The sequence below is a fragment of the Pseudomonas bohemica genome (genome assembly GCF_002934685.1).
GTDB lineage: Bacteria > Pseudomonadota > Gammaproteobacteria > Pseudomonadales > Pseudomonadaceae > Aquipseudomonas > Aquipseudomonas bohemica.
Map to the genome: position 1 here is coordinate 23,759 of NZ_NKHL01000085.1, position 26,219 is coordinate 49,977.

Annotated in this window: 24 protein-coding genes and 1 pseudogene; 22 read left to right on the forward strand and 3 right to left on the reverse strand. The window is 60.9% G+C overall.

Translation table 11 applies throughout. From position 1 onward, the window contains the following. Nucleotides 1-68 precede the first annotated feature (68 nt). From CE491_RS04980 to CE491_RS04995, 4 genes are read left to right on the forward strand one after another with little or no spacing between them, the layout of a single operon-like run. Nucleotides 69-1,085: an ABC transporter permease gene (locus CE491_RS04980; RefSeq protein ID WP_110947252.1), complete on the forward strand. Its 1,017-nt coding sequence runs from the start codon at nucleotides 69-71 to the stop codon at nucleotides 1,083-1,085. A gap of 1 nt (nucleotide 1,086) precedes the next feature. Further along, entirely contained in the window at nucleotides 1,087-1,986 is a 900-nt protein-coding gene (gene ddpC / locus CE491_RS04985; RefSeq protein ID WP_110947253.1) for a D,D-dipeptide ABC transporter permease, read from the forward strand. Nucleotides 1,987-1,988: 2 nt separating this feature from the next. Further along, nucleotides 1,989-3,032 (forward strand): ABC transporter ATP-binding protein, encoded by a 1,044-nt coding sequence (locus CE491_RS04990; protein WP_110947274.1) that lies wholly within the window; start codon nucleotides 1,989-1,991, stop codon nucleotides 3,030-3,032. After that, entirely contained in the window at nucleotides 3,029-4,039 is a 1,011-nt protein-coding gene (locus CE491_RS04995; protein ID WP_110947254.1) for an oligopeptide/dipeptide ABC transporter ATP-binding protein, read from the forward strand. Before CE491_RS04990 ends, CE491_RS04995 begins: the two co-directional genes overlap by 4 nt. Nucleotides 4,040-4,234: 195 nt before the next feature. Here the strand turns inward: CE491_RS04995 and CE491_RS05000 are convergent, their stop codons facing one another. Then, nucleotides 4,235-5,095: a LysR family transcriptional regulator gene (locus CE491_RS05000; protein WP_110947255.1), complete on the reverse strand. Its 861-nt coding sequence runs from the start codon at nucleotides 5,093-5,095 to the stop codon at nucleotides 4,235-4,237. Nucleotides 5,096-5,202: 107 nt separating this feature from the next. On the opposite strand from CE491_RS05000, the gene CE491_RS05005 reads away from it, so the two are divergent. From CE491_RS05005 to CE491_RS31170, 3 genes and pseudogenes are all read left to right on the forward strand, one after another. Next, nucleotides 5,203-5,643, forward strand: coding sequence for a VOC family protein (locus CE491_RS05005; RefSeq protein WP_267894469.1), 441 nt, complete (start codon nucleotides 5,203-5,205; stop codon nucleotides 5,641-5,643). Nucleotides 5,644-6,079: 436 nt separating this feature from the next. Further along, nucleotides 6,080-7,114, forward strand: a pseudogene (locus CE491_RS31165) (HAMP domain-containing protein); the annotation flags it as partial. Nucleotides 7,115-7,207: 93 nt separating this feature from the next. Next, complete coding sequence (locus tag CE491_RS31170) at nucleotides 7,208-7,972, forward strand: methyl-accepting chemotaxis protein (RefSeq protein ID WP_407681329.1); 765 nt, start codon at nucleotides 7,208-7,210, stop codon at nucleotides 7,970-7,972. Between the two features lie 241 nt (nucleotides 7,973-8,213). On the opposite strand, the gene CE491_RS05015 is transcribed toward CE491_RS31170, so the two are convergent. Then, a complete protein-coding gene (locus CE491_RS05015; RefSeq protein ID WP_110947256.1) occupies nucleotides 8,214-9,086 on the reverse strand; it encodes an alpha/beta hydrolase in 873 nt (290 codons plus the stop codon). A gap of 401 nt (nucleotides 9,087-9,487) precedes the next feature. Between CE491_RS05015 and phnC the strand changes: the two genes are divergently transcribed. From phnC to CE491_RS05085, 14 genes are all read left to right on the forward strand, one after another. Further along, on the forward strand, nucleotides 9,488-10,321 hold the full coding sequence (phnC, locus tag CE491_RS05020) for a phosphonate ABC transporter ATP-binding protein (protein WP_110947257.1): 834 nt from the start codon (nucleotides 9,488-9,490) through the stop codon (nucleotides 10,319-10,321). Nucleotides 10,322-10,380: 59 nt separating this feature from the next. Beyond that, nucleotides 10,381-11,385 carry a phosphonate ABC transporter substrate-binding protein gene (phnD, locus tag CE491_RS05025; protein WP_110947258.1) on the forward strand — a complete coding sequence of 335 codons (1,005 nt, stop codon included), beginning with the start codon at nucleotides 10,381-10,383 and terminating at the stop codon, nucleotides 11,383-11,385. Between the two features lie 62 nt (nucleotides 11,386-11,447). Beyond that, entirely contained in the window at nucleotides 11,448-12,236 is a 789-nt protein-coding gene (gene phnE, locus CE491_RS05030) for a phosphonate ABC transporter, permease protein PhnE (protein ID WP_110947259.1), read from the forward strand. A gap of 39 nt (nucleotides 12,237-12,275) precedes the next feature. Further along, nucleotides 12,276-13,010, forward strand: a complete 735-nt coding sequence (phnF, locus tag CE491_RS05035; RefSeq protein ID WP_407681330.1) for a phosphonate metabolism transcriptional regulator PhnF — start codon at nucleotides 12,276-12,278, stop codon at nucleotides 13,008-13,010. Between the two features lie 13 nt (nucleotides 13,011-13,023). Beyond that, the gene (phnG, locus tag CE491_RS05040; RefSeq protein ID WP_110947261.1) at nucleotides 13,024-13,497 is read left to right on the forward strand and encodes a phosphonate C-P lyase system protein PhnG; all 474 of its coding nucleotides are present in this window, start codon (nucleotides 13,024-13,026) and stop codon (nucleotides 13,495-13,497) included. 59 nt (nucleotides 13,498-13,556) lie between these two features. After that, nucleotides 13,557-14,174 carry a phosphonate C-P lyase system protein PhnH gene (phnH, locus tag CE491_RS05045; protein ID WP_110947277.1) on the forward strand — a complete coding sequence of 206 codons (618 nt, stop codon included), beginning with the start codon at nucleotides 13,557-13,559 and terminating at the stop codon, nucleotides 14,172-14,174. Next, entirely contained in the window at nucleotides 14,174-15,247 is a 1,074-nt protein-coding gene (locus CE491_RS05050; protein ID WP_110947262.1) for a carbon-phosphorus lyase complex subunit PhnI, read from the forward strand. Before phnH ends, CE491_RS05050 begins: the two co-directional genes overlap by 1 nt. Beyond that, the gene (locus tag CE491_RS05055; RefSeq protein WP_110947263.1) at nucleotides 15,244-16,131 is read left to right on the forward strand and encodes an alpha-D-ribose 1-methylphosphonate 5-phosphate C-P-lyase PhnJ; all 888 of its coding nucleotides are present in this window, start codon (nucleotides 15,244-15,246) and stop codon (nucleotides 16,129-16,131) included. Before CE491_RS05050 ends, CE491_RS05055 begins: the two co-directional genes overlap by 4 nt. After that, on the forward strand, nucleotides 16,128-16,955 hold the full coding sequence (gene phnK / locus CE491_RS05060) for a phosphonate C-P lyase system protein PhnK (protein WP_110947264.1): 828 nt from the start codon (nucleotides 16,128-16,130) through the stop codon (nucleotides 16,953-16,955). Before CE491_RS05055 ends, phnK begins: the two co-directional genes overlap by 4 nt. Before the next feature lie 20 nt (nucleotides 16,956-16,975). Beyond that, the gene (gene phnL, locus CE491_RS05065; RefSeq protein ID WP_110947265.1) at nucleotides 16,976-17,692 is read left to right on the forward strand and encodes a phosphonate C-P lyase system protein PhnL; all 717 of its coding nucleotides are present in this window, start codon (nucleotides 16,976-16,978) and stop codon (nucleotides 17,690-17,692) included. Further along, nucleotides 17,686-18,849, forward strand: coding sequence for an alpha-D-ribose 1-methylphosphonate 5-triphosphate diphosphatase (locus CE491_RS05070; RefSeq protein WP_110947266.1), 1,164 nt, complete (start codon nucleotides 17,686-17,688; stop codon nucleotides 18,847-18,849). The genes phnL and CE491_RS05070 overlap by 7 nt, the downstream gene beginning before the upstream one ends. Next, a complete protein-coding gene (phnN, locus tag CE491_RS05075; protein WP_110947267.1) occupies nucleotides 18,849-19,415 on the forward strand; it encodes a phosphonate metabolism protein/1,5-bisphosphokinase (PRPP-forming) PhnN in 567 nt (188 codons plus the stop codon). Before CE491_RS05070 ends, phnN begins: the two co-directional genes overlap by 1 nt. Continuing rightward, nucleotides 19,406-20,155 carry a phosphonate metabolism protein PhnP gene (gene phnP / locus CE491_RS05080; RefSeq protein WP_110947268.1) on the forward strand — a complete coding sequence of 250 codons (750 nt, stop codon included), beginning with the start codon at nucleotides 19,406-19,408 and terminating at the stop codon, nucleotides 20,153-20,155. Before phnN ends, phnP begins: the two co-directional genes overlap by 10 nt. A 589-nt stretch (nucleotides 20,156-20,744) precedes the next feature. Next, nucleotides 20,745-22,949: a hypothetical protein gene (locus CE491_RS05085; RefSeq protein ID WP_110947269.1), complete on the forward strand. Its 2,205-nt coding sequence runs from the start codon at nucleotides 20,745-20,747 to the stop codon at nucleotides 22,947-22,949. A 225-nt stretch (nucleotides 22,950-23,174) separates the two neighbouring features. Here the strand turns inward: CE491_RS05085 and CE491_RS30170 are convergent, their stop codons facing one another. Beyond that, nucleotides 23,175-23,342, reverse strand: coding sequence for a hypothetical protein (locus CE491_RS30170; protein ID WP_199884994.1), 168 nt, complete (start codon nucleotides 23,340-23,342; stop codon nucleotides 23,175-23,177). A 102-nt stretch (nucleotides 23,343-23,444) separates the two neighbouring features. Between CE491_RS30170 and CE491_RS05090 the strand changes: the two genes are divergently transcribed. After that, nucleotides 23,445-26,168, forward strand: a complete 2,724-nt coding sequence (locus CE491_RS05090; protein WP_199884995.1) for a hypothetical protein — start codon at nucleotides 23,445-23,447, stop codon at nucleotides 26,166-26,168. Nucleotides 26,169-26,219 lie beyond the last annotated feature (51 nt).

Sequence of the window (26,219 nt, forward strand, 5' to 3'; positions counted from 1 at the left end):
AGGGCCGTTGCAACGCTGTGTCCGCGAGCTGTTTCGCGTTGTCGATTGATGCGTGACCGAGGTGCCTGATGGCCTTCCTGAATATGCTGCGTAAACGCCTGGGCGGCCTGCTGCTGGTGGTGTTTGGCGTTTCATTGATTACCTTTTCCATATCTCACCTGATCCCGGGCGACCCTGCGCGGCTGATTGCCGGCGACCGCGCTACCGACGCGATTGTCGAGAATATCCGCCACCAGTTGGGCCTGGATCTGCCGCTGTATCAGCAATACGGTCGCTACATGCTCGACCTGTTGCACGGCGATCTCGGCACGTCGATCCGCACCCATCGCCCGGTGCTGGAGGACCTGCAGGCGTTCTTCCCGGCGACCCTGGAACTGGCGCTGGCAGCGCTGACCCTGTCGATTCTGGTGGGTGTGCCGCTGGGTGTGCTGTCGGCGGTCTACCACAACCGCTTCATCGATCAGGTGGCGCGAACCCTGGCGGTGACCGGTATTTCCACCCCGGCGTTCTGGCTCGGACTAGGGCTGATCGTGCTGTTCTATGGCCACCTGAACTGGCTGCCGGGCAGCGGTCGCCTCGACGAGGGGCTGGAGCCGCCGCCGATGGTCACCGGCTTTTACCTGATCGACACTTTGATTGCCGGTGATACCGCGCTGTTTTTCAACGCCGCGCAACACCTGATTCTGCCGGCGATCACCCTGGGCTTCGTCAACCTCGGCGTCGTGGCCCGGCAGATCCGCTCGGCGATGCTCGATCAACTGGGCGAAGACTACATCCGCACCGCGCGCGCCTATGGTCTCTCGAAATGGGCGGTGGTCCTGCGCCACGCGCTGCCCAATGCGCTGATCCCCTCAGTGACCGTGCTGGGCCTGACCCTCGGTGATCTGCTGTATGGCGCCGTGCTGACCGAAACCGTGTTCGCCTGGCCGGGCATGGGCGCCTATGTGGTCAAGTCGATCCAGTCGCTGGATTTTCCGGCGGTCATGGGTTTCGCGATTCTGGTGTCCTTCATTTATGTACTGCTCAACATGGCGATCGATCTGCTGTACCGCCTGATCGACCCCCGCATCGGCGAGGTCAACTGAGATGTCTCCCCCAATCACTGCGCCCGTGGCGGCACCGCTGCCCAAAGCCTCGCGCTGGCAGGACAAACTGGCGTACCTGACCCACCAGGTTCGCCGCAGCCCGCTGACCATGGCCGGCTTGTTGATCACCTTGATGGTGCTGCTGGTAATGGTCTTCGCACCGTGGCTGGCGTCCCACGACCCGAATGCCTTGAACCTCGCTCAGCGCCTCGCCGCACCGTCCGCCGGGCACTGGTTCGGCACCGACGAAGTAGGCCGCGATCTGTTCAGCCGTGTGCTGTACGGCAGCCGGCAGTCGGTCGGTGTCTGCCTGTTCGTGGCCTTTGCTTCGTGTTTCGCCGGAGGCTTGCTGGGCTGCATGTCCGGGATCATCGGTGGGCGCTTCGACGGGCTGATCATGCGCCTGATGGACATCATGCTGTCGGTGCCGTCGCTGGTGCTGATCATGGCGTTGGCCGCTGCACTGGGGCCGAGCCTGTTCAACGCGATGTTGGCGATCACCCTGGTGCGCATTCCGTTCTACGTGCGGCTGGCCCGTGGGCAGGCGCTGAGCATCCGGCAAATGGGCTACGTCAAGGCCGCCGAAACCTTCGGCGCCGGGCGCTGGCACATGGTGTCGTGGCACGTGGCGCGCAACGCCATGCCGCCGCTGCTGGTGCAACTGAGCCTGGACATCGGCAGCGCAATTCTCATGGCGTCGGCTTTGGGTTTCATCGGTCTGGGCGCGCAGCAACCGACAGCGGAGTGGGGCGCAATGGTGGCTACCGGACGCAACTACATCCTTGATCAGTGGTGGTATTCGACCTTTCCGGGGGTGGCGATTCTGATCACCGCCACTGGTTTCAACCTCTTGGGCGACGGCGTGCGTGATCTGCTCGACCCCCGGCAGCAGGGGAAATGATCATGCAGACCCATGCGCATAACGTATTGCCCGGCGACGCTGCGGTGTTGAGCATCGATAACCTGAGCATCGAATTCCCGGCCTACAAAAGTACGGTCAAGGCGCTGAACGGTGTGTCGCTGCACGTCAACCCGGGCGAGATCGTCGCGGTGATCGGCGAGTCCGGCTCCGGCAAATCAGTGACCGCGATGCTCAGCCTGCGCCTGCTGCCCGAGCGTGCCTATCAGGTGAAAAGCGGCAGCTTGAGTATCCTCGGCCGCGACATGCTCACGGCCAGGGAAAAAGACCTGCTCAAGGTCCGTGGCCGCGACGCCGCGATGATCTTTCAGGAGCCGATGACGGCGTTGAATCCGACGCGGCGCATCGGCCGGCAGATGCTCGACGTGATCATCCATCACCAGCAACTGAGCAAGGCCGATGCCCGCACGAAGGCCATCGCATTGCTGCGCGACATGCACATTGCCGACCCCGAACAGGTGATGAACAGCTACCCCTTCGAGCTGTCAGGTGGCATGCGTCAGCGGGTGATGATCGCTCTGGCGTTCTCCTGCGATCCACAATTGTTGATTGCCGATGAGCCGACCACGGCGCTGGACGTGACCGTACAGCGCCAGGTGTTGCTGCTGTTGCGGGAAAAGGCCCGCGAGCGTGGCACCGCGATTCTGCTGATCACCCACGACATGGCGCTGGTGTCGCAGTTCTGTGATCGGGTCTACGTGATGTACACCGGGGCCGTGGTCGAGCAGGGCGTGACGGCGCAGGTCATGGCCGATCCACGCCATCCCTACACCCAGGGTCTGCTCAGCGGTCTGCCGGAGCAGGTCGAGCCGGGTCAGGACCTGATAACCATTCCCGGCCAGGTGCCCAATCTGTCGGCACTGCCCGAAGGCTGCACCTTTCGCGATCGCTGCGCCTTTGCCATGCCCAAATGTTTGCAACGCCCGCCCATGCAGATCATCGACGCCTCGGCCGATCGCAAAAGCGCGTGCTGGTTGAGCGAGGTCTCGCCAGACGCCCCTTCACCGGTACAGGAGTCGCGGTCATGACCAGCGCAGCCCTCGCATCACTCAATGGCAAAAGCCCGACCATTCTAGGCCTGCAGGATGTGCGGGTACATTACCCGATGGGCAAGGACTGGCTGGGTCGGCCTAAAGCGCTGGCTCACGCCCTGAACGGCATCGACCTGCAAGTCCGCGCTGGAGAAACCCTGGGCGTGGTCGGCGAATCCGGCTGTGGCAAGAGCACCCTTGCGCAGTTGTTGATGGGCTTGATCAAGCCGACGTCGGGCACGCTCGACTGGATCTATAACAACGCCCGGGAACGCAGCAGCAACGTGCAGATCGTGTTTCAGGACCCGCAGTCCTCGCTAGACCCGCGCCTGCCGGTGTGGAAAGTGATCACCGAACCGTTGTTCGTGCAACGTTCGGCGCCGCGTCGCGACATGCGTGAGATCGCTGCCAGGGTTGCATCACAAGTGGGGATTCGCACCGAGTACATGGAGCGCTTCCCCCATCAGTTTTCCGGCGGCCAGCGTCAGCGCATTGCGATTGCCCGGGCACTTTCTTGCGACCCGGACATCATCGTGCTCGACGAGCCGACCTCGGCACTGGACATCTCTGTACAGGCGCAAATCCTCAATCTGCTGGCCGAGTTGCAACGCAGCCGCAACCTGACCTACATCCTGATCTCGCACAACGTCTCTGTGGTGCGGCACATGGCTGACCGGGTGGCGGTGATGTACCTGGGGCAGATCGTCGAACTGGGCAGCGCCAGCGAAGTGCTCGAAAGGCCGCGGCATCCGTATACCCAGCTGCTGCTGGAGGCCGTGCCACGACTGGGCGTGGCGGTGGACGATGCGCAGGTCTCGGCCCCGACCGAGTTGCCGGGCAATCGCAACCTGCCGACAGGGTGTTTCTTTCGGGATCGCTGTCCGAAGGCAACGGCTGGCTGCGAAAAACCCCAGGCGCTGTTGCCGGCCAGAGTTGACGTTGGAGTTGGAGTTGGAGCTGCTCGGAGTGCGGAATGGGTCAGGTGTCATTTGCAGTCGGTTTGAGCAAGGCAGAGGCGCAATGACCTATGTCAAAGCCCGCTGTTAAACGTGGTCTCTGTGGGAGTGAGCTTGCTCACGATTGCGGCGGATCTGTCACATCAACTGGGGCTGACAGATCGTCCTCGTGAGCAAGCGCACTCCCACAGAGATGTCGAGTTGTGCCTGACACTGGGTGTTGTCCCAAATTCAGGCAACGCGTCAGCGCAAATGCAGGCATTCACGAAACAAGCGCTGCAACGGCAACTGCCGATTGGCATGGCGCATCACCAAGGCCAGTTCACGGTGGAAGGTGAGGGCGCCGAGCTCGATGATTCGGATCTTAGTCGCCCGTTCCAGCCACAGGCCCGCCCGCGGTACCAGCGACACGCCCAGTCCCGCTTCGACCATGCGCACGATGGCATCCACTTCATCCAGCTCCAGGCCCGGCCGGGTTTCGATCTTCTGCTCGCGCAAGAAGCGCGTGACCTGGCGCCCGCCGAAGGAATGGCGGTCGTAGCGTACGAAGCGATTGTCGCGCAGCAGTTGCAGGGGATCTTCGCCTTGGGTATCAATCGGCGCGATCAGCACGAAGGGTTCGCGCTCGATGACCTCCAGATGCAGTTCCTTGGGCAGCGCGAAAGGCGGTCGAATCAGGATCGCCAGATCGATCTCCCCGGCATCGACGCTGTTTAGCAGGGTCTGCGAAACCCCCGGTACCACCTTGGCTTCGACGGTGGGCGCCTGAGTATTCAACTGCACCAGCGCGGCGGGCAGCAAGCCGGTCTGTACCGTGGCGATGGCACCGATCAACAGTTCGCCGAAGTAACCGCTGTCGCCAGCCGGCGTCGCCATGCGCTCGAACAGTTCGACGATCTCCCGCGCCATCGGCAATGCCCGATTCCCGGCTGCATTGAGCGTTGCGCTGCGACCGCTGCGGTCGAACAGCGGTGTGCCGAGGGCTTTCTCCAGGTTGCGGATCTGCGCGCTGACCGCCGATTGGGTCAGACCGACCTGATTGCCCGCGGCGACGAAAGTGCCGAGTCGCTCGACGGTGATGAAGGTTTTCAGTTCGCGAATCATGGCAACTCACTGATCGAAATAATTGTGGCTCGACGCGAAAATTATGATCTTTCAAACAATGAATCAATGGATAAAGATGACCGCATCCCGCAAAGAGGAACTCGACCGTGACCGCTACCCCCACAAAGCTTTCGCCATTTCACCTCGCCATTCCCGTTTATGACCTCATGGCCGCGCGGCATTTTTACGCCAACGTGTTCAATCTCCCGGAGGGCCGTTCCAGCGAACACTGGGTGGACTTCAACTTCTTCGGCCACCAACTGGTGATTCACGAACACCCCAAAACCGACTCCCAGGCCCACGCAGGCACCAACGCGGTGGACGGCCATGACGTGCCGGTGCCGCACTTTGGCGTGGTACTGGGTTGGGAAGAATGGGAGGCACTGGCCGAGCGTTTGCAGGGCCAGGGCGTGAAGTTCGTGATCGAGCCGTATGTGCGCTTCAAGGGCCAGGTGGGCGAGCAGGCGACGATGTTCCTGTTCGACCCGTGTGGCAACGCGCTGGAGTTCAAGGCGTTCAAGGATATCGGGCAGTTGTTTGCGAAGTAATGTCAGCTCGCCCGCCAATGTTGAATGCGGGTTGGTGGGTGGAAGATGACCCGTGGGAGCGAGCTTGCTCACGAAGACTGACTTACAAGCATTCGAGATGCTGTGAACGTACCGTCCCCCTCCGTGAGCAAGCTCGCTCCCACAGTGGGTCACGAGTGATAGGCAGACCACTGGCGGTCTTAAAAACAGTCATCGTTCCTGGATCCCGCTTAAACATCGTTAGATGGATATCTGAGTATCTTTAGATGCTTTTCCTCCGTTGAAAAACGGACCGGCAAGTTTCCTCGACGACCGGTCTCAACTCCGCGCGTTATTGGCCGAATTATATTTCAGGCCGCGACTTCCCTTTCTCCGCTTAACCCCGTACAAAGCGCGGCGCGCGCCTGATCGGCCACGCATTCCCGTCGCTGTCATTTCTGGTTATGGACACAATCGTATGATCAAAAGTCTGGGTTTCAGCAGAAAGATCCTGTTGGCCGCTGCACTGATAGTTGTTGTTGCTTTCTCCTGTTTCATCCTGGTGAACGATTATCGCCAGCGGCAAACCTTGAAAAACAATGTCGATGCCGAACTGCAACAATTGGGAAGTCTGACCACGCAAAACATCCAGATCTGGCTCGACAGCCGCACTCAGCTGCTTTATTCGATGGCCCAGCAGATTGCCGCGGACGGCCCTGCACCGGCCAACCTGCAACGGACCATCGGCCTGCCGGTGTACCCGGACAATTTCCAGCTCAGTTACTTCGGCGGCAAGGACGGCGTGATGTTTTCGGTGCCTGCCGGTAACCGCACTGCTGACTACGATCCGCGCGCCCGTGGCTGGTACAAGGCCGCCGACGCGGCGCAAAGCATTATCGTCACCGAACCCTACATCGCAGCCTCGTCGGGCAAGCTGATCGTGACCCTGGCCACGCCGGTCCGCCAGCAAGGTCAGATGATCGGTGTCGCGGGGGCAGACATCTCTCTGGACGCCATCAGCAAGACCATCAACTCGCTGAACTTCGGCGGTCATGGTTACGCTTATATCGTCAGCGCCGACGGCAAGATCCTGATTCACCCGGACAGCAAATTGCTGCTCAAGAATGTCAGCGAGGCCTACCCCAACGGTGCGCCGAAAATCGCGCCTGGCGTGTTTGAAATCGAGTCCGGCGGCAAGGCGCAGTTCATCTCGTTCACCAAGGTTGAAGGTCTGTCGTCGGCCAACTGGTACGTGGCGCTGGTGCTCGACCGCGACACCGCCTACTCGATGCTCAGTGAATTCCGCTCTTCGGCCATCACGGCGATGGTGATCGCGGTGGCTATCATCATGTTGCTGCTGGGCCTGCTGATTCGCATGCTGATGCAGCCGCTGCATCAGATGGGCCGGGCGATGCAGGACATCGCCGACGGCGAGGGTGACCTGACCAAGCGCCTGTCGATCGTCTCGCAGGATGAATTCGGTGCCCTGGCGCAATCGTTCAACCGTTTCGTCGAGCGTATTCATGGCTCGATCCGCGAAGTTGCGTCTACTGCCGGTCAGCTCGGTGAGGTGGCGGCCCGCGTGGTCGGCGCTTCGAACTCGTCCATGGGCAACTCCGATCAACAGGCCAGCCGCACCAGCAGCGTCGCCGCGGCGATCAACCAGCTTGGCGCCGCCGCCCAGGAGATCGCTCAGAACGCCGCGCTGGCCTCGCAGCACTCCAGCGAAGCCACGCAACTGGCCAGCGAAGGGCAGGGCGTGGTCACCCAGACCATCAAGGCAATGAATCAGTTATCGGAGAAGATCAGCGAGTCGTGCGTGAACATCGAAACGCTGAATAACAAAACCGCCAACATCGGTCAGATCCTCGAAGTGATCACCGGCATTTCCCAGCAGACCAACCTGCTGGCACTCAACGCCGCCATTGAAGCGGCGCGTGCCGGGGAGGCCGGGCGTGGCTTCGCGGTGGTGGCTGACGAAGTACGCAATCTGGCCCACCGCACCCAGGATTCCGCTCAGCAGGTGCAGGGCATGATCGAAGAGCTGCAGGTCGGTGCGCGCGATGCCGTGGCTAACATGACTGAAAGCCAGCGCCAGAGCGAAAGCAGCGTGACCATCGCCAATCAGGCAGGCGAACGCCTCAACAGCGTGACCCGCCGCATCGACGAGATCGACGGCATGAACCAGTCAGTGGCGACCGCGACCGAGGAGCAGACGGCGGTGGTCGAGTCGATCAACGTCGATATCACCGAAATCAACACCCTGAACCAGGAAGGCGTCGACAACCTGAAATCGACGCTGGACGCCTGTACCCACCTGGAGCATCAGGCCGCGCGGCTGCAGCATTTGGTGGGGACGTTCCGCATCTGACACCGGAGCCCTGGCCAACATCCCACGCGAACGGTGGGAGCGAGTGTGTTCACGAATGCGGTTTGTCTGTGATGAGTCTGTCGTCTGATAAACCGCACTCGCTGCCGTCGTAACCTCCGACGTCTCCTGCAGGCATCGTGGCGACCTCGGGATTCCCGATCGGCACAGAACCGCAGGAACACAGTTGCCTGCGCCGGCGGCAATCCAGGCGCTACCCATGATGGCCAGGCGTGGGTTGTTCTCAAGGTTGCTCTGGCAACCCGGCAGCCCGGCGCAAACCCAGGTGCAACGCTGTCCCGAACATTTGCCCATGATTGCGGCCATTGAATGCCTGATAACTGGCCTCGGTGCCGGGCAGGGTCGCCAGGTGTTCGGCCAGCAAGCGACTGGCATCGCGGGGCACGGCTGACATTTCCCTTCTTCTCTCCGGCGAGCCGCCATCGAACTGCGCGATGGGTGGCTTGCCTTCTCTTTCCCCTTGGACCAGCCGCACCGTGCGCAGGGTGTCTGTCGGGAATGCCTTGAGGGCCATGCCATTGTCGAAGGTGATCGGCTGATACCAGAGCGACGCGCTGGCGGCGATCCAGGTCTGAAACGCCTGCGGTTGCTGCAGCAACGCGTAAAGCACGAACAACCCTCCGAAGGAGTGCCCCCATAGCGTTTGCCGCGCGGGGTCGACGCTGTAACGGGTCTGAACCTCGGGTTTGATCTTCGACTCGATCAACTGCAAAAACGCCCTGGACGTCGCTCCGGTGTAATCCCGTGTGCGCTGCTCGCCATCGTAGGTCCCGTCAATGTCGTAACCGATCATCACCAGCAGCGGCGGGCTGCCTGCATTCAGCTCGCCGAGCCAGCCTTCCTGCAGCTCGACCCTGACGTTATTGCCATCCAGCAGGTACATCGCCGGGTAGCCTGACGCGGGAGGCGGGGTTCGGGGAATACCGATGTCCAGCCGGTAATGACGCTGGCCGTCCGGAGACTCGATGTTCATGCGCTCGAAGCGGTAGTGAGCGGAGCCGGTTTCAGCCAAGGGGTGGATCTCCTGATTGTCGGCGTTGCTTATGAATGGCAAGGCACTGAGCAACGTAAACGTGAGTGATCTGATCCAGTTCATGGATGACCTTGATTAAGTGGTGTCGGTGTTCACACCGTCTGCAAAACGCATGCGCCTCTGTGGGAGTGAGCTTGCTCACGAAAGCGCCTGTGCAGAGAACAACATCATGCAGGCAAAAAGGATATTCCTGCGCGACGCTATTCCCCCGGCGTCCAACTTGTCTATCCCGCGATCCCTGAACCGCACAGTTATCCGGGAACATGTCGACAAAAAACGCGAAAACTCCCACATCAGATCGTCAGCGAACTGTTATCCGACGTTCATCTTCGCTTCATCGAACTGCCACACGCTCCCTCTAATGTCACTCGCACCGAACGCAGCCCAGGACGAGGCGGGCAGCGCAATATCGCCCCTGGCTGGACGCCAAAGCCCAGACACGCAAGATGAGACAAGAGAAGCCCATGAACGCAGCTATCCATGTCGACCGCTTGAACAAGACGTTTGCTCGCAAGACCGCTCTGGTTGACCTTGCATTGTCTATACAACCCGGAGAAATGGTCGCGCTGATCGGCGCTTCCGGTTCGGGAAAATCCACGCTCTTGCGCCATCTGGCCGGGCTTGCCTGTTGCGACCGCGATAATGGCGGCAGTGTTCGCGTGCTGGGCCGCGAAGTTCAGGCCGCAGGACGCCTGAGCGGCAAGGTGCGCCGATTGCGCGCCGACATCGGTTACATCTTCCAGCAATTCAATCTGGTCAATCGCCTGAGCGTGCTGGACAACGTGCTGCTCGGCTGCCTGGGCCGCATGCCGCGCTGGCGTGGAAACCTGGGGCTGTTCAGTACCGAAGAAAAGGCCCGCGCCATGACCAATCTCGACCGCGTTGGGCTGGCCGACTTCGCTCAGCAACGAGCCTCGACACTCTCCGGTGGTCAGCAACAGCGCGTGGCCATCGCCCGGGCCTTGACCCAGCAGGCCGAAGTCATTCTGGCCGACGAACCCATCGCTTCGCTGGACCCCGAATCCGCGCGCAAGGTCATGGAAATCCTCGCTGACATCAACCGCCAGGACGGCAAGACCGTGGTCGTCACCCTGCATCAAGTGGACTATGCCGTGCGCTATTGCCCCCGTGCCGTGGCACTCAAGGGCGGACGCATTCACTTCGACGGCAATGGCGCCGACCTCAACGGCCAGTTCCTCAACGATCTCTACGGCGCCGATGCCGACGCCAGCCTGATGTTCGCCGATCAGGGGCGCAGCGCCGAACGTGCGCCGCGGCTGGTTCTGGCGCGGGTCTGATTTCGCTCAACGTTCTGCCAACCCGAATAACACCTCTACCCATGCTCCAGGAGCTCTCCATGTTGAACCGTATCGGTCGCGTGTTCGCGTCTGCCGCTGTCGTCGCCGGCTGCCTGATGGGCACCGCGCAAGCGGACGACAACACAATCAATTTCGGCATCATGTCCACCGAATCCTCGCAAAACCTGAAAAGCGTCTGGCAGCCCTTCATCGACGACATGTCGAAAAAGACCGGGTTGAAAGTCAACGCTACCTTCGCGTCCGACTACGCCGGCCTGATTCAGGGCATGCGTTTCAACAAGGTCGACGTGGCGTGGCTCGGCAACAAGGCAGCCATGGAAGCGGTGGATCGCTCCGGCGGTGAAATCTTCGCCCAGACCGCCGCCGCCAACGGCGCGCCGGGTTACTGGAGCGTGATCATTGCGCGCAAGGACAGCCAGATCAATTCGGTCGAGGACATGCTCAAGCATGCCAAGGAACTGACCTTCGGCAACGGTGACCCGAACTCCACCTCCGGCTATCTGGTGCCGGGCTACTACGTGTTTGCCAAGAACCACGTCGATGCCGCGACCGCCTTCAAGCGCACGCTGAACTCCAGCCACGAAGTCAATGCCCTCAGCGTCGCCAAGGGCCAGTTGGACGTTGCCACCTTCAACACCGAAAGCTGGGATCGCCTGGAAGTCACTCAACCGGACAAGGCCGCCATGCTCAAGGTGATCTGGAAGTCGCCGCTGATCCCGGCTGACCCGATGGTCTGGCGCAAGTCGCTGTCCGACGCCGATAAAAACAAGATCCGCGAATTCTTCGCCAGTTACGGCGATACCGACGAAGAAAAGGCGGTGCTCAAGAACATGCAGATGGGCAAGTTTCTCAAGTCTTCGGATGACCAGTTGCTGACCATCCGCCAGCTTGAACTGTTCAAGCAGAAGACCGAAACCACCGCCAGCACCAGTCTCAGCGCCGACGAAAAGGCCAGCCGCCTGAAAGAGATCGACGCTGGACTGACCAAGCTGCAGGACCGCATCTCGGAACTTGAAAAACAAGGCACCGCCAAGGCGGGCTGACCGGCTCGGCGCGGTGCCTCGCATCGTGCCTGCTTTTCACGTAATCGAACTCGGAAGCTCTCATGACCGCTCACGCTGCTTACCTCCAAACCGCTGGCAAACGCAGCTGGCCGCAATACCTAGGCTGGGGGATTTTGCTGGCCATCATGACCTGGGCCTGGCACGGCGCTGAAATGAACCCGCTGGCGCTGTACCGCGACTCCGGCAACATGGCGACCTTCGCGGCCGACTTCTTCCCGCCTGATTTTCACGAGTGGCGCGCCTATCTCAAGGAAATGATCGTCACCGTGCACATTGCCCTTTGGGGGACGCTGCTGGCGATCATCTGCTCGGTGCCGTTGGGCGTGCTCTGCGCCGACAACATCACCCCCTGGTGGATTCACCAGCCGCTGCGTCGGGTCATGGACTCCTTCCGTTCTATCAATGAAATGGTCTTCGCGATGCTGTTCGTGGTCGCCGTCGGGCTGGGGCCTTTTGCCGGTGTACTGGCGTTGTGGATCAGCACCACCGGCGTGCTCGCCAAACTGTTCGCCGAAGCCGTGGAAGCCATCGACCCCGGTCCTGTGGAGGGCGTGCGCGCCACCGGTGCCAGCGCGTTACAGGAAGTGATTTTCGGGGTGATTCCGCAGGTCATGCCGCTGTGGATTTCTTACGCCCTATACCGCTTCGAATCCAACGTGCGCTCGGCGACGGTGGTGGGCATGGTCGGTGCCGGCGGTATCGGCGTGATCCTCTGGGAAAACATTCGCGCCTTCCAGTTCACCCAGACCTGCGCAGTGTTGCTGGTGATCATCGTGGTGGTCAGCGTCATCGACATCCTCTCCCAGCGCCTGCGCAAGCAGTTCATCTAACAATCACGACAGGAGAGGGTGCGAACCCTTTTTTTAGCCATGCAGTTGTCTAGACAAGCCGAACCCCTGCACCGGAAACCCCTGCACCGCGAACCGATGTACCGCGAACTGGCCGCTACCCTGCGCAGCGAATTGAACAGCTACGCCGCAGGCCAGTTCCTGCCCGCCGAAACTCAGCTGGCGGCACGCTTCGAAGTCAACCGCCACACCGTGCGCCGGGCCATCGATGAGTTGGTGCGCGAAGGCAGCCTGTTGCGCCGTCAAGGCAAGGGCACCCAAGTGTTGGGTCGTCCGCTGGTGTACCCGGTGGCCGCCGAGAGTGCCTACAGCCAGTCGTTGTCGGCCTTGGGCCACAGGGTCGAAGCGGTGCTGTTGCAACGCCGCCAATGCCTTGCCACCCACGAAGAAGCCGAACACCTGGGCCTGGAAGAACACGCGCCGCTGATCGAATTGCAAACCCTGCGTCGTCTCGACGGCCAGCCGGTGAGCCTGATTCGCCACCGCTACTGCGCCAGCCGCACGGCACTGGTGGCCGATTACAAAAGCGGTTCTGTGCGCCAGTTCCTGGCCGCCCGCGACCTGTCGTTGACCCGCACGTTCAGCCTGATCGGCGCACGTTTGCCCAGCCGCGAGGAGGCCAGCGTGTTGCTGATGCCGCGCCACCTGCCAGCGCTGACGGTGCTCACGCTTTCCCGCGATGCCGAAGGACACCCGGTGGAGATAGCCCATTCCACCAGCCGCTCCGACCGTTTCCAGTATCAGATCGTCACCTGATGGAGATCCCCCAATGACTGCCACAGCTGCTTTGACTTCAACTTCTTCACCCGAACTGGCCGCACGCCAGCACTGGATCGGCGTGCTGTCCCGCACCCTGCGCGCTGATTTGCTGGCCCATGAAGCGGCCCTGCGCGATGCCGAATACCAACTGATCCGCCCACCGGAAATCGGCATGACCCTGGTCCGTGGCCGCATGGGCGGCAGTGGCGCGCCCTTCAACGTCGGCGAGATGAGCGTGACCCGATGCGTGGTGCGTCTGGCCGACGGGCGTACCGGTTACAGCTATCTGGCGGGGCGCGACAAGGCTCACGCCGAGCTGGCAGCGCTGGCCGACGCCCATTTGCAAGGCGCGCAACAGGCTCACTGGATCCGTGAGGTGATCGAACCGCTGGCTCAGGCCCAGGCCGTGCGCCGGTCCCGACAACAAGCCGAAACCGCAGCGACCAAGGTGGACTTCTTCACCCTGGTCAGAGGAGAAAACTGATGAGTGCGATTTCTACGAATGCAGCTGCCGCGAGTGCGGTCGCCATGAGTGCAAAGGGTATGAACGCGACGTTATTGCAGCCTGCTTTCGCTGACCCGGTGCTCGACGCCCAGCGCAGTTTCCGTGTGGCCCTCAAGGCGCTGGCTGGCCCCGGTGTCGCCCAGAGCCTGCAGTCGGCGCAAACTCCACCACGTTTGGACGGCCTGGCATCGGCGAGCCATGCGCTATGCCTGGCGCTGCTGGATATCGACACGCCGCTGTGGTTGGCGCCGACGTTCGACACCCCGGCGATTCGCGCCAACCTGACTTTTCACTGTGGCTGCCCGATCGTCAGCGATCGGCAGAACGCGCGTTTCGCCTTGCTCGACGGCAGCCAGTTGCACGACCTCAGCGGTTTCGATCTGGGCAACGACCGCTACCCCGATCAGTCCTGCACGCTGCTGGTTCAACTACCGAGCCTGCAAGGCGGGCGTCAGTTGGCGTGGCAGGGGCCTGGCATCGAGAGCAAGAACCACGTCAGCCTGCCGCTGCAGGAAGGCTTCTGGGCCGAACGCGAATCGCGCAATGACTTTCCTCGCGGCATCGACGTGTTCTTCGTCGCGGGCAGCGAATTGATGGGCCTGCCGCGTAGCACCAACGTGCTGTTCAAGGCGTTACCGTCCAAGGGAGATGCCTGATGTACGTCGCGGTCAAGGGTGGCGAACAGGCCATCGACAACGCTCACAGGCTCCTGGCGAAGAAACGCCGCGGCGATACCTCGGTGGCCGAACTGGGCGTCGAGCAGATTCGTCAGCAATTGCCGCTGGCAGTGGCGCGGGTGATGACTGAAGGCTCGCTGTACGACGCAGAACTTGCGGCGCTGGCGATCAAGCAAGCCGCAGGCGACTTGGTGGAAGCGATCTTCCTGCTGCGCGCCTACCGCACCACGCTGCCGCGTTTCAGCGCCAGCCTGCCAATTGACACCTCGGCGATGCACATCAACCGTCGGCTATCGGCGACCTTCAAAGACGTGCCGGGCGGTCAGCTGCTGGGGCCGACTTTCGACTACACCCACCGGCTGCTGGATTTCACCCTGCTGGCCGAGGGCGAATATCCCGGGCCGCAAACCCAGCCAGACGGCAGGGTCGAAGCCTGTCCGCGAGTCTCCGGTTTGCTGGCCAAGGAGGGGCTGATCAAGGAAGAAACCGACAGCGGCGCGCCGGTCGCCGACATCACCCGTGAGCCGCTGGAATACCCGGCCAGCCGCGCCGAGCGTCTGCAGGCTCTGGCCCGTGGCGACGAGGGGTTTCTGCTGGCGCTGGGGTATTCGACCCAACGCGGTTATGGCCGCAATCACCCGTTCGCCGGGGAAATTCGGGTCGGCGAAGTCGAGGTCTGGATCGAGCCGCAAGAGCTGGGTTTCCCAATCGCCATCGGCGTCATCGAGGTCACCGAGTGCGAGATGGTCAACCAGTTCGTCGGCTCGGCGACCGAGCTGCCGCAGTTCACTCGCGGCTACGGCCTGGCCTTCGGGCATGCCGAGCGCAAAGCCATGGGCATGGCGCTGGTGGACCGCTCGCTGCGTGCCGCTGAGTACGCCGAGGAAATCGTCTCGCCCGCCCAGCAGGAAGAATTCGTCCTTGCCCATTGCGACAACGTCGAAGCCGCAGGTTTCGTCTCACACCTGAAATTGCCGCATTACGTCGATTTCCAGGCCGAACTGGAACTGATCCGCAAACTGCGCAAGCCCTCCAAGGAGCAGGCCCGATGAATGCCGCCACGCAATCTCACGCACAGCCTCGTCCGGAACGCGATGAAGCTTACAACTTCGCTTATCTGGATGAACAAACCAAACGCATGATCCGGCGCGGCTTGCTCAAGGCCGTGGCGATTCCCGGTTATCAGGTGCCGTTCGGCGGCCGTGAAATGCCGCTGCCTTACGGCTGGGGCACCGGCGGCATGCAACTGACCGCCGCGATTCTCGGTGCCGAAGATGTGCTTAAGGTCATCGACCAGGGCGCCGACGACACCACCAACGCCGTCTCTATCCGGCGCTTTTTCGCCCGCACCGCTGGCGTCGAAACCACCGAGCGTACTCCTGAGGCGACGATCATCCAGACCCGTCACCGGATCCCGGAAACGCCACTGCATGCCGATCAGATCATGGTCTATCAAGTGCCGATCCCCGACCCGCTGCGCTTCATCGAACCCTCGGAAACCGAAACCCGGACCATGCACGCGCTCAACGATTACGGGGTGATGCACGTCAAGCTCTACGAAGACATCGCCACCTTCGGCCACATCGCCACGGCCTATGCGTACCCGGTTACGGTGAACGAGCGCTACGTGATGGACCCCTCGCCAATCCCCAAATTCGACAACCCGAAACTGGACATGAGCCCCGCGCTGATGCTGTTCGCTGCCGGTCGTGAAAAGCGCCTGTATGCGGTCCCGCCCTTTACCCGCGTCACCAGCCTGGACTTCGAGGATCATCCCTTCGAAGTGCAGAAATGGGCACATAACTGCGCGATCTGCGGCAGCCATGATTCGTTCCTCGACGAGCTGATCCTCGACGACCGGGGCACTCAGAGCTTCGTCTGCTCGGACACCGACTACTGCGCACAACGGGTTAGCCAAGGGAGGGCCGAGCAATGATTGCTGCTCAGCATCTGCACGAAAAACTGCATCAGGATGTGCTTGCCGACCCTGTTCAGCCGCTGCTCAAGGTCAAGGGTCTGAGCAAGTTGTACGGTCCCGAGAAGGGCTGTCAGGACGTCAGTTTCGAGCTGTACCCCGGTGAAGTGCTGGGCATCGTCGGCGAGTCCGGCTCCGGAAAATCGACGCTGTTGTCGCTGCTCAGCGGCCGCTGCCTGCCAGACAGCGGGGTCATCGACTATCGCACGACGCAAGACCACTGGCTCGACCTGTACAGCGCCAGTGAAGCCGAACGTCGAACGTTACTGCGCACCGAGTGGGGCTTCGTCGAGCAGAACCCGCGTGACGGGCTGCGCATGGCGGTGTCGGCGGGGGCAAACATCGGCGAACGGCTGATGGCCCAGGGGGTGCGCAATTACCAGCAGCTGCGTGCCGCGGGGCTGGACTGGCTGAATCAAGTGGAGATCGATCCGGCACGCATCGATGACCTGCCACGAACCTTCTCCGGAGGCATGCAACAGCGTTTGCAAATCGCTCGCAATCTGGTGTCCGGCCCGCGCCTGGTGTTCATGGACGAGCCCACCGGCGGCCTCGATGTGTCGGTGCAGGCGCGTCTGCTGGACCTGATGCGCGGTCTGGTGCGCGAACTGGATCTGGCGGTGGTGATCGTGACCCACGACCTGGCCGTGGCCCGTTTGCTGGCTGACCGGCTGATGGTCATGCGTCGCTCTCGTGTGGTCGAGACCGGGCTGACAGATCAGATCCTCGACGATCCGCAACATCCTTATTCGCAACTGCTGGTGTCTTCGGTGTTGCAGCCCTGATCCGACTCTGAGGTGTCTTGATGAACACGCTGATCGAGGTCCAGGACCTCTCGAAAACCTTCACCCTGCATCAGCAGAACGCGGTGGTGCTCAATGTGCTGCGCGGGCTGAGCTTTTCGGTGCGCGGCGGTGAGTGTCTGGTGTTGCACGGCCATTCCGGGGCGGGCAAGAGTACCTTGCTGCGCACTCTCTACGGCAACTACCTGCCCGCGGGCGGCAGCATTCGTGTGCTGCATCAGGGCGATTGGCTTGAGCTGGTCGGTGCCGTACCCCGCGACGTGCTGCACGTGCGGCAGCAGACGCTGGGCTACGTCAGTCAGTTCCTGCGGGTGATCCCTCGCGTCGCCGCCCTGGACGTGGTGATGGAACCGGCCCTGGCCCGAGGCTGGAACCGAGCAGACGCCAAGGCTCGCGCCGAGCTGTTGCTCAGTCGCCTGAACATTCCACAACGGCTGTGGCAACTGGCGCCGGGCACCTTTTCCGGGGGCGAACAACAGCGGGTCAATATCGCTCGCGGCTTCATGGTGCGGTGGCCGGTGATGCTGCTGGACGAGCCCACAGCATCGCTGGACGACAGCAATCGTCAGGTGGTGCTCGAGTTGATCAACGAAGCAAAAAACGCCGGTGCCGCTGTCATCGGCATCTTCCATGACCGTCTGGCGCGCGAGGCGGTGTCCGATCGCCTTCTGGACATGACACCGTTGGAAACGATTGCCGAGGAGTTACTGGAATGCTGAACGAACAGATCCTGACCAATGCCAAGATCGTCACCGCCGAGCAGGTATTCACCGGCACTGTGGTGCTGCGCGACGGCGTCATCAGCGAGGTGCAGACCGGCTTCAGCCACCTGCCGCAAGCGCAGAACCTGGATGGCGATTATCTGCTGCCGGGGCTGGTAGAACTGCACACCGACAACCTGGAAAAACACCTCAGCCCGCGTCCTGGCGTGGACTGGCCGTCGGCATCTGCGGTGATGAGCCACGATGCGCAAATCATCGCCGCGGGCATCACCACGGTGTTCGACGCGCTGTCCATCGGCGACGTCAATCCCAAGGGCAAGCGCATGCAGCAGCTGCCAGGCATGGTCGAGGCGATCGCGAAAGCCAACGCCGCCGACATGACTCGCGCCGAACACCGTCTGCACCTGCGCTGCGAAGTTTGTCACCCGGACACCCTGAGCGTGTTTCGCGATCTGGTGGAGCAGCCGCTGGTGCAACTGGTCTCGACCATGGACCATTCGCCGGGTCAGCGCCAGTTTGCCCTTGAATCCAAGTACCGTGAGTACTACATGGGTAAATATCACCTGAGCAGCGCACAGATGGACGAATTCATCGTCGAGCAGGTCGCCAACTCGAAGATCTACAGTGACCGCTACCGCAAGGCCATCGTCGACATTTGTCTGGCGCGAGGGTTGTCGGTGGCCAGTCACGACGACGCCACGGTCGAACACGTCGAGGAATCGGCGGGCTACGGCATGACCATCGCTGAGTTTCCCACCACCCTGGAAGCGGCACGGGCTTGCCGGCGGTTCGACATGAGCGTGCTGATGGGCGCGCCGAATATCGTTCGTGGCGGTTCTCACTCGGGCAACATCGCGGCGGCGGCCCTTGCCAAAGAAGGGCTACTGGATATTCTCTCCAGCGATTATTATCCGGCCAGTCTGCTGCAGGCGGCGTTCACGCTCGGCGCTCAGCTTGACGAGCAAACGACGTCGGCGGGGGCAGGGCTGGCCAAGGCTGTCACCACGGTGAGCCTGGCACCGGCACGGTCGGCCGGGCTGCATGATCGCGGCGAAATCCGTGTCGGCCTGCGTGCCGACCTGATCCGCGCCCGGGCCATCGGCACATTGCCGGTGATCCAACAGGTCTGGCGACAAGCGAAGAGGGTTTTCTGATGGCAGGCAGGTTGATCTATCTCATCGGACCGTCCGGTTCGGGCAAGGACAGCCTGCTGGATGCCGCGCGCGAACCGATGGCCACACGCGGCTGCCGGATCGTGCGCCGGGTCATCACTCGTTCGGCCGAGGCCAGGGGCGAAGCGGCGCAGGCCGTCAGCGTCGAGCAATTCGCCGAGATGCAGGCTCAGGGCGCGTTTGCCCTGAGCTGGTTCGCCAATGGTCTGCATTACGGCATTGGGCAAGAGATCGATCAGTGGCTGGCCGCGGGGCATGACGTGCTGATCAATGGCTCGCGCGGGCATCTGCCACAGGCACGGGCGCGTTATCCCGATCTGCTGGTGGTGCTATTGAGTGTCGATCAGGGGGTCCTGCGCCAGCGTCTGCTGGCGCGTGGCCGGGAGTCGCCCCAGGAGATCGAGGCGCGGCTGTCGCGCAATGCGCAGTTCGCCGATGATCTGTTGGTCGACAACCCATCGATCATCCTGCTGGACAATTCAGGCGCCCTGGAGCAGACCGTCGCTCGGCTGTTGCAGCGAATCGACCGAGAGCACGCATGCGCCTGACCTTGTTGGGGACCGGCGATGCGCGGCAGGTGCCGGTCTACGGTTGTCAGTGTCAGGCGTGTCAGGCCGCCCACGTTGATCCGTGCCTGCGCCGACGCCCGTGTTCGGCGCTGGTGGAAGTGGGCGATCAGCGCTGGTTGATCGACAGCGGCCTGCCTGACCTCGCGGAACGTTTTCCTCCGCGCAGCTTCAACGGCATTCTCCAGACCCACTACCATGCCGACCACGCCCAGGGCTTGTTGCACTTGCGCTGGGGACACGGGCTGGTGATTCCGGTGCATGGCCCGGCGGACCCGCAAGGGCTGTCGGATCTGTACAAGCACCCGGGGATTCTGGATTTCAGCCAGCCGTTTTCGCCCTTTGAATCCCGCGTGTTCGGCGAGTTGCAGGTCACCGCGCTGCCGTTGCTGCACTCCAAACCGACCTTGGGCTATCTGTTGGAAGGCGGCGGGCGGCGCATCGCCTACCTCACCGACACTGTGGGTTTGCCCGCGGACACGACGACATTTCTGCAGCAGCAGTCGCTGGACGTGCTGATCCTCGACTGTTCCATGCCCCCGCAACCGCAGACGCCGCGCAATCACAATGACCTGAACCTGGCGTTGCAGATCATTGAGCAGTTGCAACCGGGGCAGGGCGTGCTTACGCACGTGGGGCATACGCTGGATGCGTGGTTGATCGAACATGGCGCGGAGTTACCGGGCCATGCAGTAGTGGCGCGGGACGGGATGACGGTTTGAGCTGCAATGGACCTGGTGACACGCTTCCATGGGCTGCGCCTGGGCATCATAGCGAGATGCTCACGGTATGAAGCACCTATCTGCAAGGCAAGCGCACATCCTGGACCAGGCTGAAATCAACCCGATTCTGTGGGTTTATCAAGGTTGAGAACTTTGGAGTCTCTGTAACGGCGCGGACGCCGTAGGCATCCTCCAGACACCTTCGTGCCTTGCGTGATGACTCCAGCGGACCGTACCTACCTGCGTCGTCGCTCTCGGCAGACGTTCAATGCGCCGCTGTTGAACAAGCCAAGCCCGGGAAGTTAGGCGGCGGTGAGTCGGTTGCTGATGCAGTGGAGACAGGCCGTTCGTCACCGTAGCGATGTTTCTGGCTTGAGCGTGCGATTCCATGACTACACTTTTCTGACGGGGCCTTATATCGGGCCCGTGCACCCATCAGTTTTGCCCGTTGCGTCAAGGTAACGCGTGCAATGTGTTCTGAATATCGTTCGACCTGCTTGAGAGCGCAACTCAGTGATCCTGACTGCGACTTGGCTGCATCTGCGTGCGCAACTATTGGATAGCCACAACGTTTCAGAGGACTGCCAGGATGGCCTACACACGACGTGAAATTAAAAAATTTTTAAAAGCCGACGAACTCATTGAATTAAACGGTAAGCAATACACTTATGCCCGGGCTGATGGCCCGGACATCGTGCTTTATTTACCCGGAGCGGAAGAACAAAAGCGCGTGGCGTATGAGGATATTAAAAGGATCCCGCAAGTTGATCTCAGGAAAAGTGAAGAAGCCAGGCAGCTAAGTTTGCTCATCAACGCGGGAGCGGTTGCTATTGCGGAACCGGATCGACTCGAATTATCACCTGACAGTGGACCGTTGTTGATCGAGATGTTCGACGGAGACTATCTTTTCGGCTGTGTGAAACAGGTTCGAAGTGTGGAGTCTAAAACGTTTCACCAATTGAATTTTTATCTGGATCTTTACGCCAATAAAGAGAGTCGCGCGACTTATGCTTCCCTTTCGATCGCGCTGCCACTGCTGAGCGCCGCACGTGGCGTGAATGAAGACGTCGATAATGTTCTGGTTTCTTATATCGAAAATATGTACGCCTTGCGGGGCGTCGACCCTGCCAAACTTCCATCCGCGCCAGCTGACCCTGAGCCTGCAGTTGAGGTCGAGCCAGTTCCACCCGCAAGGGATAAGAGTCCACCAGCCGCTGAGCTCGCACAACCTCCCTCCGCACAAGATAACGGTGAACCTACAGCTGAAGTCAGACGACAGACGGTCGAACCGTTTGCCGTTCCTTACCTGATTACCACCCAGCCCGACGGCTACTTGCCTGACATGAACGACTTCACGCTGGAGCGTGCAGGCAGCGTCGACGACGGCTGGTATAGCACGGTGCCGATCAAGGGCGACCGAGCGCTGGCTGACGGTGAGACACTGAGTGCGTTTCTGGTCAATCGTCGCGATGGCCAGATCAGCCGGTTCGACTGCGTTGCGCAGGCGAGCATGCTCCAGGACGACCAATGGCCTGAGGCATTTGCCCAATCCATTGCCAGCCAGGGCGCGGCAATGACTGCCGGGGCGTGGCGTGAGGACAATACCTTCTCGACCGCAACGGCGTCGTTGCGCCTTTGGTGCCATGCGAAGTACCGCGCATTCACTAACGCGCCGTTCACCGCCAACCTGGTCCAGGTGCTGGCCTGTAATGACCGCTTCCAGTTGACCGTTGGACAGACCCTTTGCCTGCAGGTGCGCGACCTGAAGACCCAGGCGCTCTTCGAGCAGCATTTCTTCCAGGCTGCCGGGGAGCAGGCCGGGGCAGGTTGGTCCAGGCTTCTGTGCGAGCAAATCAATCGTGACAGTCATCTGCTGCGTGCGGGAGTTCTGAGCGGAGATTGCGAGGTAACGCCCGCCGACCATGGCAACGCTTTCTGGGGGCCGCAATGCGCCGAGCTGAGCGTCACGCTGACGCTGGCGAACTGGTGGGAAAGCCGCAAACTGGAGAGCGCGCGGGCACTGGAAGCAGGAACCACGCTACACGCCTGGGTCTACGATGCGTTTTCCCACCGCTTGCTGGCTCAGCATGAATGGACCCCGAGTACCGCCCAACGGGGCAGTGGAAAATGGCTGACAGCGTGGGCTAGCGCATTGAACACTTCAGAGGTGTCGTCTTACCTGCGAGCCGGTATTTCCAGCCCAACTGACGATAACCTCAAGGTCACGGCTACCGACGGCCTTGGGCTCTGGCAACGGGGTGACGCGCTGCGCATTTTCACTTCCCTGCCAGATGCGGGCAATCGGTCTGCGGGGCTTGCACTTGAACTACCGGAAGGATCGCAAACGACTGACGATCTTCAGGTGACGGTGCGCCATCCTTTCAGCGGGCAGGTGCTGCATGCCGCGGTATTCACCCCTGCGCCAGAAGATGAAAGTGAGTTCGATCAACACGCCTGGCGCGACGCGCTAATCAATTTCCTCAAAGATCAGGCTTGGCCGGAGCTGCACGTGCAACCGGCAAGCCAGGCCCAGGGTGACGCCGATATCTGGATGCCGCGCTTTTGCGAACTGCAGGTCGATCTCGATCCCGTCGCTGCCGACGTTGAATCTGCAGCGACGACTGCATCCGCTTTGCCCACGGTGACGTTCGTCTCAACCACCGGCTCATTGCGGATAACCGCCGATATTCATGCCGGTGAGCTTGAGTTTCGTCTGAACCGCGCTGCCGTGAACGACGGCATACGTATAGCCACCTGTGTGCCGGTGGTATCGAGTGAGGGGGTGGCTGCTTAGGATGGGCCCTGGCCGATTTCAGTGACGGCCCACAGAATCACTTGGGGCGCACTGGCCAGGCGATGCACCTATGAGGTCACCCTGGACTATCCCGTGAGCCTCTACGGCGGGGTAGAACGAACCATCGGCCATATCGGTGCTTTTAGCGAAACGCAATTCTGGCAGGCACCCCAGCCGGTCTCGTACACCCCATCCAGCGCGTTGACTCCTTACTCGCCGACCAGTCTACTGTGCGAGGACTACGGTAATACCGAGCGCTCCGAAATCTTCGACACGCTTGGTCAGGGTGAAAGTGGCGTGGACCCACGCACCGGGCTGTTCCACGCTCATTACCCGATCGCCACGTTGCAAGGCCTGAGCGGGCTCGGCCCGATCTGCGATCTGACCTTGCATTACTCGGCCTTGCGCGGCAACGAGGCGGGGCTTGGCGATGGCTGGGCCTGGCGCTTTTCCAGCCTGAATGTGCGTGACCGTTGCCTGACGTTGGCCAACGGCATGCGGATCACGTTTACCAGCGAGGAGTGGCAGGGGCTTGGTGAAGAAAAACCGCTGAAGAAAAAACACTGCCTGGTGCAATCCAATAAGGATTACAGCCAGGTCACGCTCGACCTGCCCAGTGGTCGCCGGGAGGTCCTGAGCAAACCGGGCGCAGAGGGCAGCGACGAGGAGGAACCAAACGCCGCATTTGTCGAGCGCATCATCAAGATGCTCAAGGCTATCAAGGGGAAAAGTAAACCGAAGTTCCCTGCGGTTCCCGCGCACTGGACTCAGTGGGTGCTTCTCGTTCTTTCACCGGCCGCCTATTACATCGGCGCCAAGCTCGATTACGACGAAGTCCTCAGCGCCTGGGAAAAACATGGCAGCGTCAAGGAACTGGACGAGCGTATTGCCTATTACGAACGGCCCTTCGTGCAACTGCTGCCCTCACGCATCGTCTCGCTGTATGGCGAAGGGTTGGACCTGGAGTGGAAGCGCCAGAAAGGGCAATTTCTGCTCATGGCCATCCAGAGCGGGGAAGAAGCGCTCTTCACTGCCGAATACCTTACCCCGGACGAAACCAATGCACAGGTGAACATGCAGGTCTGGCCGACGAGCGATGAACGCTTCGAGGTCAAACTGCGATTGCAGAGCTATTTATTGCGCACACTGACGCGCACGCAGGAAAAAACAGAGGAACAAACCAAGACGATCATTCAGCAGGTCGATTGTGACTATGCCGACGATCCAACCCTGGATCGGGTGCTGTGTCGGTTGACGGAACTCGATGGATCGGTCGAATGCGTGCAGTACAACCCAGGCATTCGGGGAAGAGGTAGACCCCTTTGGCCGCAGGCCATGCTGCATGCATTGATCCCCGGTGATGGGCAAGAAAATCAGGTGAATACCTACCGCTATACCGGTCGTCTGCTGGACACCTCCGATCAGCTGTACATCGTTGAGGGCGAGCGCGGGGCGCATGGGGCGCGCGAGCACCATTTGCAGGTGTTCGGCCTGGACGATCAGACGCAGCGTCAGGAGCTGCTGGTAGGCTCGGCGTCGGCCGACAGCCAATGGCTGGAGTTCAAGGCACGGCAATCGGCCAAGGCTCAGGTTATTCGTTACACGGGGTACGGGGATGATCTGGTCAAGGCAATTGAACAGATCAAGCTGGGCATTAGGGACGACAAAGCAGTGCTGCTCCTGGGCCAGCAGCGGGTCAAGTATCAACAGGCTATCGTCGAGCTCGTCTGGAGCTACGGTCGGCGAAGCCGCAGGCGTTTGATCAGTTCCATCGAGTCATTGCTACGGGTCTGTCCGGCGTCGCAGCGTCCGGCACTGGGCAAGGCGATCGATATGTTGATCACCGAGCAGAGCGACGATGGCCTGCCGATAAAACTGGTTACGCAGGGTCATCACACCCTTCACAGCGCCTACTACCCGGCCGGTGGCGGGGAGAACATCGTCAGTGCTGCTACGCTGAACGGCCTGAGCGGCGTATCGGATGTGCCGCAATTGAGCTGCCCCAAGCTACCTGATTATGCCCTGCGCCCGCTGATGGCCGAGTATCAATGTGACGACTTCGGCAACTCCCTTGGTTTGAAGCTCTTTGGCTATCGCTCGGTGCAGCGTGACGGCAGGACATTCCTCGAGCTTGAGGAACAGGTAGTCATTGAAGGGATAGGCGTGAATGGCACATTCGACGGGCAGTTTCTCAGTACCATCGCGTGGGTCAAGACCGCCGATGAGGTGCTATGGCGCCAGCGCATCAATACCGTCTCGCCAGTGACCGCCAAGACGACGCCCGGCGGTGAGAGCAAAGTCAGGGAGTGGACCCTCACCGATAAACAACTGACTCATCTGGGCACTGCTAGCTTTTCGCTGGAAACCACGCGCATCTGCGAAGACAACCCTAACAACGCGTTTATTGTGGTGCGCACGATTTCAAAAACACAGGCTGGCAGCCAGGCGGTCAGTACCGAGCGGTGTTCACGTTACAGCCAGCGTTGCCTGGAGCGAGTCGAGCAAGGTATCGAGACGACGTGGGCGTACGACGCCGCCGGGCGTGTGGTCGATGAAGCGCAGTATCGACTCAAGCCAGGCAAAAAAGGCAGGGCCGATGACCAGAAAGCGGATGCACGCACCGAGACACAATATTCCGCGGATGGCAAGGTAGCGACCCAAATCCATGGCAACGGCGACGAAAGCCGTGCATACCTGGACGGCTTGCAGCGGACATGGCGCAGCGAGTGGCGAAGGGCCGGCTCTCAGGGTTATCTGCCGCTGTATGAATGTGCTCTGCAAGGGCTGGATGAGTCGCAAGTGATGGGCAGTTGCGAGTGGGATTATTTGCCGGGTGGTCAGGCCGTTGTCGAAAGGGCTCAGGCGCAGCCGCAGCAGGGGCGTCAGCCTTGGGTGAGTGAGCTGGGTAATGACTCTGGGCCGTCTGAATCTAGTCTATCCGCTGAAAGTGTGCAGCATGAGGACCTAAAATTTTCCTATGAAGAATTCAAAGACATTAATGCTGCCGAAGCATATTTCTCTCTCTTATGGCGCTTGCATGACTCAAAGGATGAGAGTGACGATGACGTTAAGGACTTTATTGGAGAAATGCTTGCCAGCACCGTAATGTTATTTGGAGATAATGCAGACGTTTTAAAAGCCCTGAAGTTTTTTCAGGGGCTCGCTGGGCGTAAGGGTACCCAATGTTTGCCTAGGGAAAATCTGAAAAAGACTTCCTGATTTGGCAGAATCCCCGGACACCAATCGCCGAGCTTTTCGATGATGAAGCAA

Excerpts from the sequence above, each read along its gene's own strand:
- CE491_RS04980 (WP_110947252.1), top strand. The coding sequence starts at position 69 with ATGGCCTTCCTGAATATGCTGCGTAAACGCCTGGGCGGCCTGCTGCTG.
- ddpC (WP_110947253.1), top strand. The coding sequence starts at position 1,087 with ATGTCTCCCCCAATCACTGCGCCCGTGGCGGCACCGCTGCCCAAAGCC.
- CE491_RS04990 (WP_110947274.1), top strand. The coding sequence starts at position 1,989 with ATGCAGACCCATGCGCATAACGTATTGCCCGGCGACGCTGCGGTGTTG.
- CE491_RS04995 (WP_110947254.1), top strand. The coding sequence starts at position 3,029 with ATGACCAGCGCAGCCCTCGCATCACTCAATGGCAAAAGCCCGACCATT.
- CE491_RS05000 (WP_110947255.1), bottom strand. The coding sequence starts at position 5,095 with ATGATTCGCGAACTGAAAACCTTCATCACCGTCGAGCGACTCGGCACT.
- CE491_RS31170 (WP_407681329.1), top strand. The coding sequence starts at position 7,208 with ATGGGCAACTCCGATCAACAGGCCAGCCGCACCAGCAGCGTCGCCGCG.
- CE491_RS05015 (WP_110947256.1), bottom strand. The coding sequence starts at position 9,086 with ATGAACTGGATCAGATCACTCACGTTTACGTTGCTCAGTGCCTTGCCA.
- phnC (WP_110947257.1), top strand. The coding sequence starts at position 9,488 with ATGAACGCAGCTATCCATGTCGACCGCTTGAACAAGACGTTTGCTCGC.
- phnD (WP_110947258.1), top strand. The coding sequence starts at position 10,381 with ATGTTGAACCGTATCGGTCGCGTGTTCGCGTCTGCCGCTGTCGTCGCC.
- phnE (WP_110947259.1), top strand. The coding sequence starts at position 11,448 with ATGACCGCTCACGCTGCTTACCTCCAAACCGCTGGCAAACGCAGCTGG.
- phnF (WP_407681330.1), top strand. The coding sequence starts at position 12,276 with ATGCAGTTGTCTAGACAAGCCGAACCCCTGCACCGGAAACCCCTGCAC.
- phnG (WP_110947261.1), top strand. The coding sequence starts at position 13,024 with ATGACTGCCACAGCTGCTTTGACTTCAACTTCTTCACCCGAACTGGCC.
- phnH (WP_110947277.1), top strand. The coding sequence starts at position 13,557 with ATGAACGCGACGTTATTGCAGCCTGCTTTCGCTGACCCGGTGCTCGAC.
- CE491_RS05050 (WP_110947262.1), top strand. The coding sequence starts at position 14,174 with ATGTACGTCGCGGTCAAGGGTGGCGAACAGGCCATCGACAACGCTCAC.
- CE491_RS05055 (WP_110947263.1), top strand. The coding sequence starts at position 15,244 with ATGAATGCCGCCACGCAATCTCACGCACAGCCTCGTCCGGAACGCGAT.
- phnK (WP_110947264.1), top strand. The coding sequence starts at position 16,128 with ATGATTGCTGCTCAGCATCTGCACGAAAAACTGCATCAGGATGTGCTT.
- phnL (WP_110947265.1), top strand. The coding sequence starts at position 16,976 with ATGAACACGCTGATCGAGGTCCAGGACCTCTCGAAAACCTTCACCCTG.
- CE491_RS05070 (WP_110947266.1), top strand. The coding sequence starts at position 17,686 with ATGCTGAACGAACAGATCCTGACCAATGCCAAGATCGTCACCGCCGAG.
- phnN (WP_110947267.1), top strand. The coding sequence starts at position 18,849 with ATGGCAGGCAGGTTGATCTATCTCATCGGACCGTCCGGTTCGGGCAAG.
- phnP (WP_110947268.1), top strand. The coding sequence starts at position 19,406 with ATGCGCCTGACCTTGTTGGGGACCGGCGATGCGCGGCAGGTGCCGGTC.
- CE491_RS05085 (WP_110947269.1), top strand. The coding sequence starts at position 20,745 with ATGGCCTACACACGACGTGAAATTAAAAAATTTTTAAAAGCCGACGAA.
- CE491_RS30170 (WP_199884994.1), bottom strand. The coding sequence starts at position 23,342 with ATGCAAGGTCAGATCGCAGATCGGGCCGAGCCCGCTCAGGCCTTGCAA.
- CE491_RS05090 (WP_199884995.1), top strand. The coding sequence starts at position 23,445 with ATGCGGATCACGTTTACCAGCGAGGAGTGGCAGGGGCTTGGTGAAGAA.